Annotated in this window: 13 protein-coding genes; 7 read left to right on the forward strand and 6 right to left on the reverse strand. The window is 68.1% G+C overall.

What is annotated here, in order from left to right; all coding sequences use genetic code 11:
- Window positions 1–115 precede the first annotated feature (115 nt).
- A complete protein-coding gene (locus tag QH270_RS06120; protein WP_280339422.1) occupies window positions 116–571 on the reverse strand; it encodes a pyridoxamine 5'-phosphate oxidase family protein in 456 nt (151 codons plus the stop codon).
- Window positions 572–826: 255 nt separating this feature from the next.
- Here QH270_RS06120 and QH270_RS06125 point away from each other — a divergent pair, with 255 nt between their 5' ends.
- The 4 genes from QH270_RS06125 to QH270_RS06140 all read left to right on the forward strand — a co-directional run bounded on the left by QH270_RS06125 (window position 827) and on the right by QH270_RS06140 (window position 4,842).
- Window positions 827–1,786 (forward strand): acyl-ACP desaturase, encoded by a 960-nt coding sequence (locus QH270_RS06125; RefSeq protein ID WP_280339423.1) that lies wholly within the window; start codon window positions 827–829, stop codon window positions 1,784–1,786.
- Between the two features lie 123 nt (window positions 1,787–1,909).
- Window positions 1,910–2,890, forward strand: coding sequence for a 1-phosphofructokinase family hexose kinase (locus QH270_RS06130; protein WP_280339451.1), 981 nt, complete (start codon window positions 1,910–1,912; stop codon window positions 2,888–2,890).
- 97 nt (window positions 2,891–2,987) lie between these two features.
- The gene (locus tag QH270_RS06135; RefSeq protein ID WP_280339424.1) at window positions 2,988–3,887 is read left to right on the forward strand and encodes a universal stress protein; all 900 of its coding nucleotides are present in this window, start codon (window positions 2,988–2,990) and stop codon (window positions 3,885–3,887) included.
- 40 nt (window positions 3,888–3,927) lie between these two features.
- Complete coding sequence (locus tag QH270_RS06140) at window positions 3,928–4,842, forward strand: universal stress protein (protein ID WP_280339425.1); 915 nt, start codon at window positions 3,928–3,930, stop codon at window positions 4,840–4,842.
- A 99-nt stretch (window positions 4,843–4,941) separates the two neighbouring features.
- Here QH270_RS06140 and QH270_RS06145 read toward each other — a convergent pair whose 3' ends face one another.
- Entirely contained in the window at window positions 4,942–5,874 is a 933-nt protein-coding gene (locus QH270_RS06145; protein WP_280339426.1) for an NAD(P)H nitroreductase, read from the reverse strand.
- Window positions 5,875–6,083: 209 nt separating this feature from the next.
- Between QH270_RS06145 and QH270_RS06150 the strand changes: the two genes are divergently transcribed.
- Complete coding sequence (locus QH270_RS06150; RefSeq protein ID WP_280339427.1) at window positions 6,084–7,142, forward strand: AurF N-oxygenase family protein; 1,059 nt, start codon at window positions 6,084–6,086, stop codon at window positions 7,140–7,142.
- Window positions 7,143–7,289: 147 nt separating this feature from the next.
- Window positions 7,290–8,720 (forward strand): flavin-containing monooxygenase, encoded by a 1,431-nt coding sequence (locus QH270_RS06155; protein WP_432420303.1) that lies wholly within the window; start codon window positions 7,290–7,292, stop codon window positions 8,718–8,720.
- A gap of 226 nt (window positions 8,721–8,946) precedes the next feature.
- Here the strand turns inward: QH270_RS06155 and QH270_RS06160 are convergent, their stop codons facing one another.
- Genes QH270_RS06160 through QH270_RS06170 form a run of 3 tightly spaced genes read right to left on the reverse strand, consistent with a single transcriptional unit; the run spans window position 8,947 to window position 10,978 of the window.
- Window positions 8,947–9,711 (reverse strand): hypothetical protein, encoded by a 765-nt coding sequence (locus QH270_RS06160; RefSeq protein WP_280339429.1) that lies wholly within the window; start codon window positions 9,709–9,711, stop codon window positions 8,947–8,949.
- A 2-nt stretch (window positions 9,712–9,713) separates the two neighbouring features.
- On the reverse strand, window positions 9,714–10,124 hold the full coding sequence (locus QH270_RS06165; protein WP_280339430.1) for a hypothetical protein: 411 nt from the start codon (window positions 10,122–10,124) through the stop codon (window positions 9,714–9,716).
- Window positions 10,125–10,171: 47 nt separating this feature from the next.
- A complete protein-coding gene (locus QH270_RS06170; protein ID WP_280339431.1) occupies window positions 10,172–10,978 on the reverse strand; it encodes a ribosome hibernation promotion factor in 807 nt (268 codons plus the stop codon).
- A 492-nt stretch (window positions 10,979–11,470) separates the two neighbouring features.
- On the opposite strand from QH270_RS06170, the gene QH270_RS06175 reads away from it, so the two are divergent.
- Complete coding sequence (locus QH270_RS06175) at window positions 11,471–14,689, forward strand: beta-phosphoglucomutase family hydrolase (RefSeq protein WP_280339432.1); 3,219 nt, start codon at window positions 11,471–11,473, stop codon at window positions 14,687–14,689.
- A gap of 18 nt (window positions 14,690–14,707) precedes the next feature.
- Here QH270_RS06175 and QH270_RS06180 read toward each other — a convergent pair whose 3' ends face one another.
- On the reverse strand, window positions 14,708–15,649 hold the full coding sequence (locus QH270_RS06180) for a DUF1214 domain-containing protein (protein WP_280339433.1): 942 nt from the start codon (window positions 15,647–15,649) through the stop codon (window positions 14,708–14,710).
- Window positions 15,650–15,669: the final 20 nt, after the last annotated feature.

Here is a 15,669-nt window from a genome sequence, read left to right on the forward strand (position 1 = left end):
CGATCGGCCCGGATTTCGGTACGAGGTCCCCGGTTCGGCTGTCGCGCTCGTGCCGCATCACAGCGGGTCTGCCGGCTCGGCGAGCGGGAGTTCTGGGCGAGTGCTCGGCACAGCCTCAGCGGTGCTCGGGTACTTCCCGTTCCAGCAGGCGGATGCCGGTGACGATATCGGGGTCGATCGTGATGACGGCGTCCATCATGCCTTCCACCCAGGGCCGCAGCCGCCGCTCGTAGCTCGCGACGCGCCCGGGGTCGGAGACGGTGCGAGCAAGGCCGGTCACCGACACCGACCACCCGACCCGGCGCACCGGATCGATCTCATCGGCGCCATAGGTGACCACCACCGGTGCGGTGTGGGAGGCGAGCCCGGTGAGCGGGGAGTGCAGGCGCGTCCGGACGACGATCAACCCGTCCTCGTCGACGAGGTGGTTGACCGGTCGGATCGCCGGCAGCGCGTCGCGCGTGTAGACCACCCTGCCCATCGGCACGCTCGCCAGCAGCCGCAAGGCCTCGGCCCGTCCCAGCTCCAGCACCCTGCGCTGCCCGTCACCCTCGTTTCCCGAGTCGATCACGACGGAACTCCGGCCTGGGGCGAATCCCACATCTCGATCAGCCGCACAGATTTCGACCTCGCCTTCCGTTCGTCGTCCTGCGCCGAGGAGACCACACCGGCCGAACCGGGGCCCAGTGCCGGAAGCCCCTTCACGATGGGCCTTTCAGCCCTACGAGCCATTGACACCGCGGTGGTGATGTTGGGCGGCCGACGACCGAAGCGACCATCGTCGGTGTATCCGTCCCGATCCACAGCAGAAGGGCAGACGACCACAGTGCCTCGTGACCTGACACAACGTGAGATCCTCACCGAACTGGAACCGGTCGCCGAACGCTGTCTCAACAGCCATCTCGGCATGAGCAAGGACTGGCAGCCGCACGACTACATCCCCTGGGAGCGGGGGCGCAATTTCGCGATGCTCGGCGGGATCGATTGGGACGCCGAACAATCCACGCTCAGCGAGGTCGCCAAGGCCGCCATGATCACCAATCTGCTCACCGAGGACAACCTGCCGTCCTATCACCGCGAGATCTCCCGAAACTTCTCCCGCGACGGAGCCTGGGGCACCTGGGTGGGCCGGTGGACCGCGGAGGAGATGCGGCACAGCACCGTGATCCGCGACTACCTGGTGGTCACCCGAGGCGTCGACCCCGTCCGGCTCGAAGCGGCGCGAATGCAGCACATGACCAACGGTTTCGCGGCCGGGACCGGCGCGGGCGATTCCGACACGGGCGCCGGTCTGCTGTATTCCGTGGCCTATGTCAGCTTTCAGGAACTGGCCACTCGCGTCACCCACCGCAACACCGGCAAGGTCTGTGCCGACGACATCGCCGACAGAATGCTCCAGCGGATCGCCGCCGACGAGAATCTGCACATGATCTTCTACCGCAGCGTCTGCGCGGCGGCCTTGGACCTCGTACCCGATCAGGCGATCGAAGCGATCGACACCATCGTCTGCAACTTCCAGATGCCCGGCGCCGGCATGCCCGACTTCCGCCGCCACGGTGTGCTCATGGCCAAGCACGGCGTCTATGACCTCCGTCAGCACCTGGAAGAAGTATTGAATCCTGTGCTGCGACAGTGGAACATCTTCGAACGCGCGGACTTCACCGCGCGCGGGGAGCGGGCCAGGGAACATCTGGCCGGCTTCCTCGACGACCTGGCGACGGTGAAGATCCCCCGGTTCGAGGAACAACGCGACAGGGCGCTCGCCCGGGACCGAGCGCGGGCCTGACACCGGCCGGGCCCGGCAGCTGCGCGCTCGCCGTTCGAGACCACGGATACAGGCGACGAACGGCGCACCCGGCGAGGACGTTCGGCACTGCTGGACGGGCAACACCGCGACCATGCTGGCGTGATGGACCCCATGCGGCATCCGGTGCCGATCGCCACCTTCACCATCAATCCCACGGTGGATCTCTCCCTGGAGGTCACCGGCCTGCGACCGGAAGGAAAGTCGCGTGCGCGGCTACGTTCGGTTCGCGGTGGCGGCGGGGGCATCAATGTCGCGCGCGGCGTCCGGCGTCTGGGTGGCACGGCCCTCGCCGTGCACACCGCGGGCCGAGAAGTGGGCGCGCGGTTGAACCGGTTGCTCGACGACGAAGGCCTCGCGCACCTGCCCGTCGAGATCGACGAGGACACCCGTGAGGCGCTCGTCATCGCCGAACAGGAGTCGGGCGGGAGCTTCCACGTAGTTCCGGAAGGACCGACGTTGTCCGCCGCCGAGGAACGGCAGTGTCTCGATACGATCGCCCGAACCGCCGAGCACTGCGACCATTTCGTGCTCTCCGGCAGCGGGACGCCCGGTCTGAGCGCGGAATTCAGCGCCACCGTGGCACGCGCCGTGGCTGCGGCCGGCGCCGCGCTGATCGCCGACATCGCGCGCCCCCAGCTGACCACGATGCTGGCCGAACCCGTGTTTCTGTTGCGGCTCGACCGCGTCGAAGCCGCCGCCCTGATCGGCCGTCCGATCAGGGGATACGACGACGCGTGCGCGGCGAATGCTGTCCTGCTCGCGCGCGGCGCCTGCGAACACGCGATCACCACGGTCGGCGCGCTCGGCGCGGTGTGCTCCGACGGCGACGGCCATCGGGTGATAGCGGCGCCCGACCTGCCGACGCCGCCGCGCAGCGACGCGTGCGCGGGAGACAGCCTGGTCGCGGCACTCACCCACCAGCTGACCGAGGGCGCCGACGTGCCGAGGGCGTGTGAGTTCGGAGTGGCCGCCGCGGCGGCCACCGTCATGCTGGCCGGGACCGACATGTTCGAGTCCGCGACCGTGCGCACACTCGCGGCTCGGATCCGCGCGGTGCGAGCGACCGGCCCTGTCGCCGAATGACGGTGTCGTGCGATTCCGTATGCCCCGTGCCGAAGGTCCCGGTTGTTCGGGTACAGGTGCCCTGCCGGTCGCAGACTGTGCCAGCCACCCTGAAGGTATGAGTCAGATCACGACCGACGACACCGACCGACGACACACCGCCACATCGCCCGTGGTCGTCGGCGTCGACGATTCAGCCGCCGCAATCCGCGCGGCGCAGTGGGCCGCTGTCGTCGCCGACGCCCGGTGTGCACCGCTGCACCTGGTCCATGTCGCGCGACGGCATGTCGACACACCGGCGAGCGCGGAGATCCTCGACACCGCCCGACGCGCTGTGCGGCAACGGTGGGCACGCACGTCAGCGACCCTTCCGCCCGCGATCAACATGCTCGCGCTTCGTGGCGATCCGGCGACCCGGCTGATCGGCTTGTCCGCGGACGCTTGCGAAGTCGTTGTCGGCAGCGCGAGCCGAACCACCCGGTCGATGCTCGGGTCCGTGGCGACCACGCTGGCGGCCTCGGCTCACTGCCCGGTCGCGGTGATCCGGCCCCCGGCCAGCGGTGCCGCTGCCGTGGGCCCGGTGCTGGTGGTCACCACACCCACCGACAGCGGCGCGTCCCTGACACTGTCGGCCGCGCTGCGCGCCGCCACGGAGCGACGCAGCGAGCTGGTGGTCGTCACGATCGCCCGGCCGACAGCGCGTTCCTCGGCGCCTCGCGCCGAGCACGATATCGAGGCACTGCTGGCCGATCACGGACGCCGCTTCCCCACTGTCCGGACTCGACTGGTCACCTATTTCGGGCACACCCGTACCGCGATCGAGAAATTCTGCGCCACAGCGCAATTGGTGGTCACCACCCGGCAACGCAGACCGTTCTGGCCGCCACTGAGCGGGATGTCGTACCTCACCCTCCAGCACACTCGCTGCGCGGTCCTGGTCGTCCCCGAGCAGCCCGTACATCCGACCGCGATCGAACGCCTCGGCCTCCGCCGCACGGCAGACCAGATGATCGGCTGACTCCCGCGTCCGTGGGCAATCGACTCCGAAAGGACATGTCATGACGACGTCCGATATCGACCGTTCTTCACCCGCCGCACCGGTTGTGGTCGGTACCGACGGCTCGGCAGCCGCCGAGCGGGCGGTGCGGTGGGCGGCAGAGACCGCCGCCGCGCACGCACGGCCGCTGCGCATCGTGCACGCCGCCGATCTCACCGCGGCGCACATTCTGCTCGATCCCTACGAACTGCCGATGAGCTCGGTCGTCGACGCGATGCACGAATTCGGCGGCGAGTGCCTCAGCGCCGCAGCAGAGCAAGCGCGCGCCAGCGCTGACACGTCGACTGTCGAGACCGTGACCGTCGACGGCACAGCCGCCCGCGTGCTCATCGAGGAATCCGCCACCGCGCACCTGACCGTGGTCGGCGCGCTGGGCCTCAGCGGCGGCGGGCTCTTCGGATCGACCGTGCTCACCGTCGCCGCCCACGGCCACGGCCAGGTAGCCGTGGTACGTGGCGCCGGTTCCGAGCAACCGACACGAGCAGCCGGACCGGTCGTCGTCGGCGTCGACGACAGCGAATACAGCCGCGCCGCAGTGGCGGCGGCTTTCGCCGAGGCCGACCAACGGCACACCGGACTCGTCGTCGTGCACTGCTGGAGCGACCTGCGGTTCGGCTGGTTCGCCGGGCTACCGGACGTTCTGTCCGATGGCCGCGCCGAAGCCGACGCACAGGAGCTGATCAGCGAACAGCTCGCGGGGTGGCCGGAGAAGTACCCGGGCGTTGCGGTCACCCGGAAGACCTATGTGTCCGGACCGTCTCACCACCTGATCGAATGGTCCGCGTCAGCACAGCTCGTCGTCATGGGAAATCGCGGTCGCGGCGGCTTTCCCGGCTTGCGGCTCGGCTCCACCACCAACGCGCTGATCCAGTGCGCGCGCTGCCCAGTCGTGGTCGTCCATCCGCCCGGCGAGTGAGGGCCACCCTGATCACCCACCACGCGCCCTCGCGACCTTCCTGATGCCCGATGTTCGGGAGCGCGAGTCCGTCGCGGCGGCCCTGGTCTCACACCGGCGTCAGTCGCTCAGGTCGAGCATCAGGTCCTCGACCGGGCGACGCGGCGTCATGGTCGGCACCGCACCGGTACCCGGCGCCCATCCGACGCGCAGCAGAGCCTGGGGGAACGCGGTGCCACCCAGCGCTTCGGTCCGGAAGAAGTCCCGGCGCGACTCGAGTTGTCGGGTGAGCAGGCATGTGGCCAGCCCGATATTGGTGGCGGTCAGCAACACGGCGCTGATCGCCTCACCGGCACGCACCCGCGAGAGCGGATCGTCGGTGGGGGTACCGGCGACGAACAGCTCGGCGTGGTCGACGACCGCACCATCCGCACTTCCGGTCTCGCTCGGCGACCATCGCGGCGTGCTCCCGATGAGACCGTCGCCGAGCGTTCGCAGCTCGGACGGGGGCGCGAGCGCAGAACCGCTCGCGCAGGCCATCTTCGAGCGGGACGAACCCTCGTACGCCGCGAGGCACGCGCGGTCACTGTCGGAAACGAGACGCACGATGCCGCCCAACGCCGCCGCGCGCTCGCGGAACAAGCTCAGGTACCCGGCTGGGATGGGCAACGACTGGTAGGGACGATGATCGCTGCGCCGCTCGGTGATCGCCTCGCGCAGCGACGTCTCCAGCATCGTGGCGCGATGCGGAATCCATCGAAGCGATGCCAGCAGATCCGGTCGGGCGTCATCGGGCCGCCGCCGCACCACGGTGGCCCAGCCGGCCGCGGCGAAGGCCACAGTCAGGTGGTGCAGCGCGATGCCGCAGGCCAGCATCGCGTCGCGCGATTCCGGATCCGTCGCGATGGGCGACCACTGCGAATCGAGGTGGAGATCGACCCCGCGATCGGTCACCCGCCACCGCCACGGCTGCGTGTTGCGCCGGGACGGCGCACGCCCGGCGAGCGTCAATGCCGCCATGACTGTGCGGCGGTCGGGCATTCCGGGGTCCATGGGGTGTCGTCCTCTCGTCTGTGTCTCCTACGGTGCCACCGCGCCCGGGGCGCGGTTAGAGCACGAAGACACCGCCCGAGATGACTTCGGGGACACCCCGCCGCCGGGATTCGCCTCGGCACCGCGCCGGGCTGCTTGCGGTTTTCCGCTGCCGTCGCGAAAACCGCTCAGAGCCGAAAGACCTCAGGCGCCAGGGACCGAAGCCCTCGATGGAGTTGCCCTTCGGAGCGTTGGCACGACCAAATAAACATGCAACTCTCAGTAACACATATTCGCGGCCGCGGCCGCTCAGCCCTGGGAGTGAGATGACCAGCGAGCAGACTTTCGACGAAACCGTGACAACGCTGTCCGAGGCGTCGGTCACCGCGCACTTCGACGCCTTCACCGATATCGCCTGGGACGACCCCGACTACGAGATCTCTTGGAGCGACCCACGCTGGGTTCTGCCCGATGTGGATCCGCTGGGCAGGCACCCCTGGTACCGGAGCCTGCCCGTCGAGCGGCAGATCGAGATCGGCATCTGGCGCCAGGCCAACGTCTGCAAGGTCGGACGCACGTTCGAGGAGATCCTGATCGGCGGGATCATGGCCTTCGCGATCACACTGCCCAACGGCAGGCCGGAGTTTCGCTACATCACGCACGAGGCGACCGAAGAGTGTCATCACACGCAGATGTTCCAGGAGTTCGTCAATCGTTCGGGGGCCGATGTTCCCGGGGCACGGCCGCTGTTCCGTCGAGCGGGGCCGTTCATCTCGCTGGCGGGCCAATTCACACCGGCGCTGTTCTGGGCCGGAGTCCTGGCCGGCGAGGAGCCGATCGACCACATCCAAAAGGCCTACCTTCGGTCCGATGTCGAGCTGCATCCGCTGATCGAACGGATCATGCAGATCCATGTCGCCGAGGAAGCGCGTCACATCTCCTTCGCGCATCGCTACCTACGCGAGACGGTCGCCACCTACCGGCCCGTCCGCCGGCTGCTGCTCTCGCTGGCCTTTCCCCTCATCATGCGAGTGCTGTGTGATGTCATCGTGATCCCGCCGAGGGAGATGACCGATGCACTCGCCATCCCGAAAAGCGTGATCCGCGAAGCATTCTGGGACCACGCGGATTCCGCCAGGCAATTGCGGGATGTCTTCGCCGATGTCCGCGCCCTCGCGACGGAGGCCGGGCTGATGAATCCCGTCGCCCGGCAGATGTGGCGGTTGCTCGGGATCGACGGCCCGGCATCGCGCTACCGCAGCGAACCCGCGCGCCGATCGGCGCCCTGAGGCGCGACGCGGTCACCCAGCCGTTGCTTCGGCACGGCGCGGGCGCGCGACCACCGGCCGCGCGCCCGTCACACATCACACCTCCACAGGAAGTTGCACACCATGTTCAATGAGCCGGAACTTCGCCGTTCCCAGCATGATTCGGCAGTGGATCTCGACGTGCTCGTGGTCGGTGCCGGACTCTCCGGCATCGCCATGGGCCATTACTTGAAGACGCAGCTGCCGGGCAAGTCCTTCCTGCTGCTGGACGCGCGGGACAGGATCGGCGGCACCTGGGACCTGTTCCGCTACCCCGGCATCCGATCGGATTCCGACCTGCAGACATACGCCTACGAATTCAAGCCGTGGACCCACGACTCGGCGATCGCGGACGGTGCGGACATCCTCGAATATCTCGCCGAGGCCGTCGACGACGAACTGGCGCCGAACATCCGGTTCGGGCACAAGGTGCTCGGCGCGGACTTCTCGACCGAGCAGGCCCGCTGGACGGTGCGCGTACAGGTGGCAAACGAGCGGATCGTGACGATGACCAGCCGGTTCTTGTTCAGCGCGGCGGGCTACTACTCCTACGAACAGCCACACTCACCACATTTCGACGGTCAGGAAGACTTCGCGGGGCTGATCGTCCATCCGCAATTCTGGCCCGAGGACCTGGACTACCGGAATCGCCGGGTAGTGGTGATCGGCAGCGGCGCGACCGCGGTCACCCTGGTGCCCGCGATGGCCGCGACCGCGGCCCGGGTCGTCATGCTGCAACGTTCACCGAGCTATGTCCTGCCGCTGCCCGGGACCGACTATGCGGCGGTCGCGCTGCGGACTCTGCTGCCCGATGCCACGGCGTACCGCGTCGCCCGCAGGCTCAATATCGCGCGCCAGCGGCTCCTCTGGGAGTTGAGCAGGCGGCATCCGGCCGCGACCCGCCGGATGATCCGGGCGGTGAACAAGGCGCTGTTGCCGCGCGGGTACGAGGTGGACGTCCACTTCAACCCCCGCTACGACCCCTGGGACGAACGGCTGTGCGCGGTCCGGGACGGCGACCTGTTCACCGCCATCCGCGAGGGTCGAGCCGAGGTGGTCACCGGCGGCATCCTGCTGAGCAAGGACGGAGCGCCCATCGACGTCGGCCGGACCATGGCGTTCAAGGGAATGATGCTCAGCGGCGTACCGAACTTCGCCTACGCGATCGGCTACACCAATTCGTCGTGGACACTCAAACTGGATCTGGTGTGCGAGCACCTGTGCCGCTTGCTGCGGCTGCTCGACGAGCGCGGATACGACACCGTGGAACCGGTCGCCGACCGGTCTGTCGAGCATCGGCCGATGCTCGATTTCCATGCCGGATACGTGCGCAGAGCGGCGGACGCGCTCCCCGATCAGGGCACCTCCGGCCCATGGACCGTGACGATGACCTACGCCTCCGACCTCGCGCGCCTGCGCAAGGGCCCTGTCGACGACCCGGCCTTGAAATTCAGCCGGCGGAAAATGGAGTCGGCCGCTACCACGCAAGGGATTCGACCGTCCGCGCCCGATTTCATGATCACGCACGATGACGGGCAGCCATCAGCTCACAGGGTCTGAGCAGGGCCACCGCAGCGCCCAGCCGCCGTCAGCGCCGTGAGCGCCGCGCAACTCACCCATTCGTTCGGCAACCGGCGACTGGTCGGACCCCAACTGACCAGGGACGACCCGCCACCGGGGTGGGCGGAGCTGACGCGATAGAACTTGGCTTCCGCGGGAAAACCGCCATCGGGCAAGCGCTTCGCCTCGAGCGCGTCGAGAGCCTCGGCGCAGCGTGGGTCACCGATCAGCTCGGCCTCGGCACTGACAACGCGAACAGGATGTCGTAGTGCCAATAGCACGGAAAGTGCAGCGCGAGAAAGGACCGTTCGATAACGGAGCCGTCGGTGCGGCGGCGGAACAGGCGACGGCCGAGGAACAGCTCGGCGGCGCGCAGGACCGCCGCCCGAGCTTCGGGGTCTCCGGTGGTGCGGGCATAGGCGTTCAAAGCCCGCAGCGGCACGAGGCTCTCACCGAAGGACGACACGCGACCGGTCGCTCGCCGATCACAGTTCCAGCCGCCGTCGGGCCATTGCGCGCGGAGCAGCCGAGCGACAAGGCGGTCGACCCGTTCGTCGGCCAATCCCAACCGCGGCAGCGCCCAGACCAGGTTTCCCTCGATGGAGGCGTGCAACGTCGGCAGCTCCCGACCCCGAACGCGGCCGATGTGGCGCCGCTCGTACTCCGGTGACAGCACCCAGTCCAGGGCCTGTTCGCGCAAGGGCACCAACGAGTCATCACCTGCCGGGTATCCGAGTTCGGCCAACGCGACCAGCACCCAGTGGGCCCCTCGCCACTTCGCGCTGTAGGGGTGGAAAGGCAGCGTGCCGTCGGTGAGTCGTTCCGACAGCAGACACCGCACGCGCTCGTTGCCGGGGACCGCCGCGGCAGCCGCGGCGACCGCGGGATCCGCGGCCGCGAGTCCGAGCACACCGAGCAAAGTGCGCCAGCGGACCGACGGCTCCTCGGAGCGGAGCAGCCGTGCCACGACCGGGTCCGGCTCGGTCGGCATTCTCAACTCCTTCGCCCGCCGGTGCTCCCAGCCGTTTCCGCTGGGGCGCTCAGACGCTCGGTGAACCACACCGCCGCCGAATACGCTGCCCGCCAGGACAACTGACCGGCACACGACGACCGCCCCGGCATGGTCAGCTCCGTGATCCGGACCTCGCCACCCAATGAGTCCGCCGCGTCGAGGTTTCCCGCACGCACCCGCGGATCCACGCCGCCGACCAGCAGCAGCGTAGGCGCGAAGATCCGGGACAACCGCTCGCCCGCCAGATCGGGCCGACCACCGCGCACCGCGGTCGCCCGGACACCCGAGCCAGGTTCGGCCGCCGCCCACAAGATCGAGTACCGCGCCCCGTCCGACATCACGATCTCGCGTTCCCGCATTGTCGGTGTCGCTCTCGCCGCGAGGTCAGTCACGACGCTCCTCGATGATCGGCGGCGTGCACCATGCCGGTGGTCCGCATCTACACCGCCGCGGGTGTGAGCAGGCCGTAGTGCCCGTCGTAGCGGTGGTACAGCACCTGGCCTCGGCCCCGCTCAGGGTCACGGAAGAACACGAACGGCCATCCCGTCACCTCCAGCCGGTCGACCGCGGCGTCCACACCGAGCTCGGGTGCGCGCGCGGAACTGATCGAGACGGCTTCTCTGCCCGCGCTCACCTGATCAGGTCGCGGGTCGAGCTGGGCCAGCCGAAGTCCCGTGGGGCCCGACCGGTACAGGACGCTGTCGACACCACTTCCGGATTCGGTGAACAAGTGGAAGTCGTAGTCCAGCAACGCCATATCGAAGGCCGCTTCGTCGCAGGTCTCCTCCGCGAGAGCGAACGACTTGCGCCGCACGATCTCTCGTTCTTCCAAGGGGCGGGGGAAGTAGGGCAGCCGTTGCCGTGGCACTGCCCCGTGGTGCCAGCCCGTCGCGTCCGCGGACAGGTGGGCACCACCGCGCTGGACTTCCCAGCGCCGCGACATGCGCTCCAACCGCACACGTAACCGGTCCGCCAGCGCATCGACGGCTTCGCGCGTGGTCGGGGCCGTCACCTGGGCACGCGCCGCGACTCCGGCCATGTTGACATTCGCTTGCGCCATGATCGGCTCCACGACCGCCGGGTCCGCGTGACCCACGAGCCGAACCCGCACCGACAGCACCGGTTCCGACGCGTACCGCAATGCCGAGCCGATCTTCTCGCGGGCGTACTCCGTCGCGGCGGCGGAAACATGCCGCCCCACCGAGATCCGAACAACCGAGTCCAACGGTTCCGCGCTCTGCAACATGGTGTTCTCCTTTTGGCTCACCTGATCAGACTCGCCGACCCGGGCGCGCTCGGGCAGGGCCCCAATACCGGCCGGTTCGGCACATTGGGCACAGGTCCAAAGGACTTTCGTCCCTCCCGTTCGGCGCGTACCCCACATCCGGCTTCACTGCCGGTGGTGCAGCCTCCCGGAGTAGGCCATATCGCGTCGATCCGCGACCGCGGGCGTTCGACAGAATCGGAACCCGGCCAGGCACAGGAAGGGCCGTGCGGCCCGGCGGGCGCGGACTTCCGGCACTTCTCGTGTTTCCCGCGACATTCCAGACTGAGACAACGGCCCAGTCCCCGAGGAGGTATCCATGTCGCTCGTGCCCGGCGAAGACCCCACTCCCCCGCTGCTCCACGACCGCACCGGATCAGCGACGGCGGTGAGGTGGCCCGAACCGAGTCCCCTCCAGGGATGGTGGGACGAGGTGATGAGTTCGGCCGGACGGGTCCCGAGGCGACCGCCCGAATGGACATGACGGAACCCGCGCGGACCGCCAATGGCTACCGCGCGGTCGTCTTCGACATGGACGGTGTGGTCACCGATACCGCGACGGTGCACGCGACCGCGTGGAAGGCGCTGTTCGACGAGGCCTTGCCCGCGCTCGGCGACGGTGAACTGCCGCCGTTCGATCCCGATCGCGACTATCACAACTTGGTCGACGGTCGCAGCCGTGAGGAGGGCGTCCGGAAATTCCTGACGGCGCGTGGGATCGACCTGGCGCCCGGGACGCCCGACGACGGACCTGAACAGCTGACGGTCTGCGGCCTCGCCGCGCGCAAGCAGTCGTTGTTCACCGAGGCCCTGGCTCGCTCCGGAGTTCGTGTCTTCACCGACGCCAGGCGACTGCTCACGGGCCTGCGTGCGGCGGGCGTGCCGACAGCACTGGTGACCGCGAGCCGCAACAGCTCCGCTGTCCTCACCGCAGGCGGCGTCGCCGACGCCTTCACCGTCGTCGTCGACGGCGGCGACGCCGTGCGTCTCGGCTTGGCGAGTAAACCCGACCCCGCGATGTTCCTGGAAGCCGCGCGCCGCCTCGGCGTTGACCCGAACGAGATCGTGGTGCTCGAAGACGCCACCGCCGGCGTCCAAGCGGCCGATACGGGCGGATTCGGGCTCGTCATCGGCGTCGACCGCACCGGCTCCGGCGCGGCGCTCAACGCGGCGGGGGCCGATGTCGTCGTCACCGATCTGGCCGATCTCCCTTTGATTCCCAGCCCCGGCTATCCAGCGGCACCCCCACCGCGATGGTGCGGCGGCGCCACGACCGCCGAACCCGGCGGCTGGAATCTGTTCTACGACGACTACGACCCGACCCAGGAAGGTACCCGGGAAGCGCTGTGTACCACCGGAAACGGGTACTGGGCTTCGCGCGGGTCCCTCGCGGGCACCACCGTGGACGGCGTCCACTACCCGGGCACCTATCTCGCCGGCGTCTACAACCGCACCGTTTCGCGGATCGCTGGTCAGCCGACGGAAACCGAGCATCTCGTCAACGCCCCCGACTGGACCTATCTCGCGGTCAGGACCGCGGACGGAACGGTGCTGACACCCGGGGCGCCACAATCGCTGAGCCACCATCAGAATCTCGATCTTCGAGCGGGAGTGCTGACCACCATCGACCGCTACCGCGACGACGCGGGCAGGCTCACCCGGATCACCAGCCGACGGTTTCATTCGGTGGTCGACAAGCACTTGGCCGCGGTCGAACTCACCATCGAAGCCGAGAACTGGTCCGGGACGGTGGTTGTCAGCTCCGCGATCAACGGCCACGTCGGCAATCGCAATGTGGCGGCGGACCGGGCGCTCGTCCCCGACCACCTGGTACCGGGCACGCGCCGAGAGCTCGACCCCGAAACCGTGCTCTACGAAGCGATCACCACGCAATCCCGCGTCACGATCGCCACAGCGATCCGGACTCGCGTCGGCGTTCCCGCCGAGATAGAACGCACGGCACTCACCGACGACCATCTGCTCGGTCACGAGCTCGTCGTGCCGCTCCGGCCGGCGGTCGCGGTGACGGTCGAGAAGATCGCGGCGGTGGCCACCTCACGGGACCGCGCGTTGTCGACCCCGGCTGACGAGGCCGCCGCACTGATCGCCCGAGCGCCGGACCTGGCCACCTTGCTGGCGAAACACGTCGGAGGCTGGGCGCAGCTGTGGGACCGCTTCGGTATCGACCTCGGCGACGGCCAGGACGACCGGCTCGCGTTGAACCTGCATGTCTTCCATGTCCTGCAGGCGACCATCGCCGCCCATCCCGACACCGACGCGGGCCTGCCCGCCCGCGGACTCCACGGGGAGGCCTATCGAGGGCACATCTTCTGGGACGAACTATTCGTCTATCCGATGCTCACCCTGCGCCGTCCCGAACTCACCCGCGCCTTCCTGCAGTACCGGCATCGCAGGCTCGACCGCGCCCGCGACGCCGCCCGCGCGGCAGGGCTTCCCGGCGCTTTGTATCCCTGGCAGAGCGGTAGTGACGGCCGCGAGGAAACACCGACAACGCTATTCAATCCCCGGAACGACCGGTGGATGCCGGACAACTCGCGTCGGCAGTGGCATGTCGGCCTCGCGATCGCCTACAGCGTCTGGCAGTACTACCAGACCACCGCCGATCTCCGATTCCTGATCGACCACGGCGCGGAGATGCTGATCGAGGTCGCACGGCTGTTCAGCGCGCTCGCGGTCCACGACTCCGACGACGACCGTTTCGACATCGATGGCGTCATGGGACCCGACGAATTCCACGACGGGTACCCCGACGCTCCTGGACAAGGGATCCGCAACAACACCTATACGAATGTGCTCGCCTCCTGGGTGCTGCGACGCGCTCGTGAGGTTCTCGCTCTGCTCGACGGTGTGGATTGCGGACCCTTGTGGGAGCGGTTGCAGCTCACCGCCGAGGAGCCGGTGCGCTGGGATCGGGTCAGCCGCCGCCTCCGCGTGCCGTTCCATCATGACGGCGTCATCAGTCAGTTCCAGGGCTATGAGGATCTGCACGAATTCGATTGGGACGCTTACCGCGCGGCTTACGGCCACATCGAACGGCTGGACCTGATACTGCACGCGGAAGGCGACACGACCAACCGCTACAAGGTGTCGAAGCAGGCCGACGTTCTCATGCTGTTCTACCTGTTCTCCGCTGAGGAGCTGCGCGAAGTGTTCGAACACCTCGGCTACGCGTTACCGCCAGAGCTCATCCCCCGCACCGTCGACTACTACATCGCCCGCACCAGCCACGGCTCCACCCTGAGCCGCCTCGCACACGCCTGGGTACTCGCTCGCACCGATCGCACGAGATCATGGGGGCTGTTCGCGCAGGCCCTGCGCGCTGATCTGGCTGACACACAACGAGGCACCACCCGCGAGGGCGTGCACATCGGCGCCATGGCGGGCACCGCCGACATGGTGCTGCGTTGCTACAGCGGCATCGAAACCCGCCACGACACACTGCGGCTGCACCCGGTCCTGCCCGCCGAGCTCGCCAGCACCGAGTTCACGGTCTCCTACCGGGGACAACCGATCACCATCACCGTCACACACAGCCGGATCACGCTGCGTCTGCACCCCAGCGCCGCGCCGCCCATCCGCCTGTACGTCGAGGATGAGGAGCGCACCCTGGGGCCCGGGCAGAGCTGGGACATGGGGCTGTCCTGCGACGCCGCGGTCCACGCCGGCGACTGACGAGCACGGACGCGGCGATCACTCGGGCTCGATCTTCGGAACAGTCCACGCGGCGAGTTCTGCCGACCGCGGCCGGTAGAGCCGGATCAACAGGTTCCAGCCTTCGGGAGTGGGGACCGCGTTGGGCACCGACGCGTCGTACTCGCCGAGATGAATCGTGGTCGCGCCATCCTCGTCGGGGACCGCGAACACCGAGTTCACATTGGTGACCCCGCTCGGGCCGGGTTCGAAGTAGCCGTCCGCGTTGTAGACACTGAGCGACCAGAACGCATCAGCGGGAACATTCCGAAAGGTCATGCGATAGCGGCCGACCGGCAGATCCGGCTCGATATTGATGTAGGCCGCTTCCGCATCCGGCAAACCGCCCCACCCCGACGCGGTGGCGATCAGATGATGGACCGGGTCGACCTCCTCGGCACTGCCGAACGATCTGGTGAAGCCCTTCATCGTTCGGCCCAGGACGAGCAGCGCGTCACGAACCTGTCGATGGCTGTCTCGGTCGTACTCGGGGTACTCGAAATCACGCTGCACTCCGGCGTCCAGGGCCAGACCGTCCTGGAGCCGGTGCACTTCGGCCAGGTCTCGCGGGTCGTCGGGATCGAAGAGGATGCGCGCGGCGATGACGAGATAGTCGGTGCCGAATTCGCTGCGGTTCAATGCATAAGTGCCCGCACGGTGTATCACCCTGTTGATGTAATGGTCCTGGTTGATCACCATCACCGACAGATAGCGCTTCCCGGAATCGGGAACCACCAGCGCCGCACCACCCTCCGCGATCGAGACGACCGCGACCGAGTACAGCGTGTCCCGGTTCTGGCGGATCACCGGTTGCTCGTCGAGCGGAGCCAGGGCACGGTCGTGATGGAACACGCCGAGCCCGCCGATGATGGGCAACATGTTCATGATCATCGTGTCCGTCTCGACCCTGGTGAAATTGTCGACATCGACCACTGTGCTCATCGGAGGCTCCTCGCTCGGCC

This window comes from Nocardia neocaledoniensis, assembly GCF_029868625.1.
Taxonomy (GTDB): Bacteria; Actinomycetota; Actinomycetes; order Mycobacteriales; family Mycobacteriaceae; genus Nocardia; species Nocardia neocaledoniensis_A.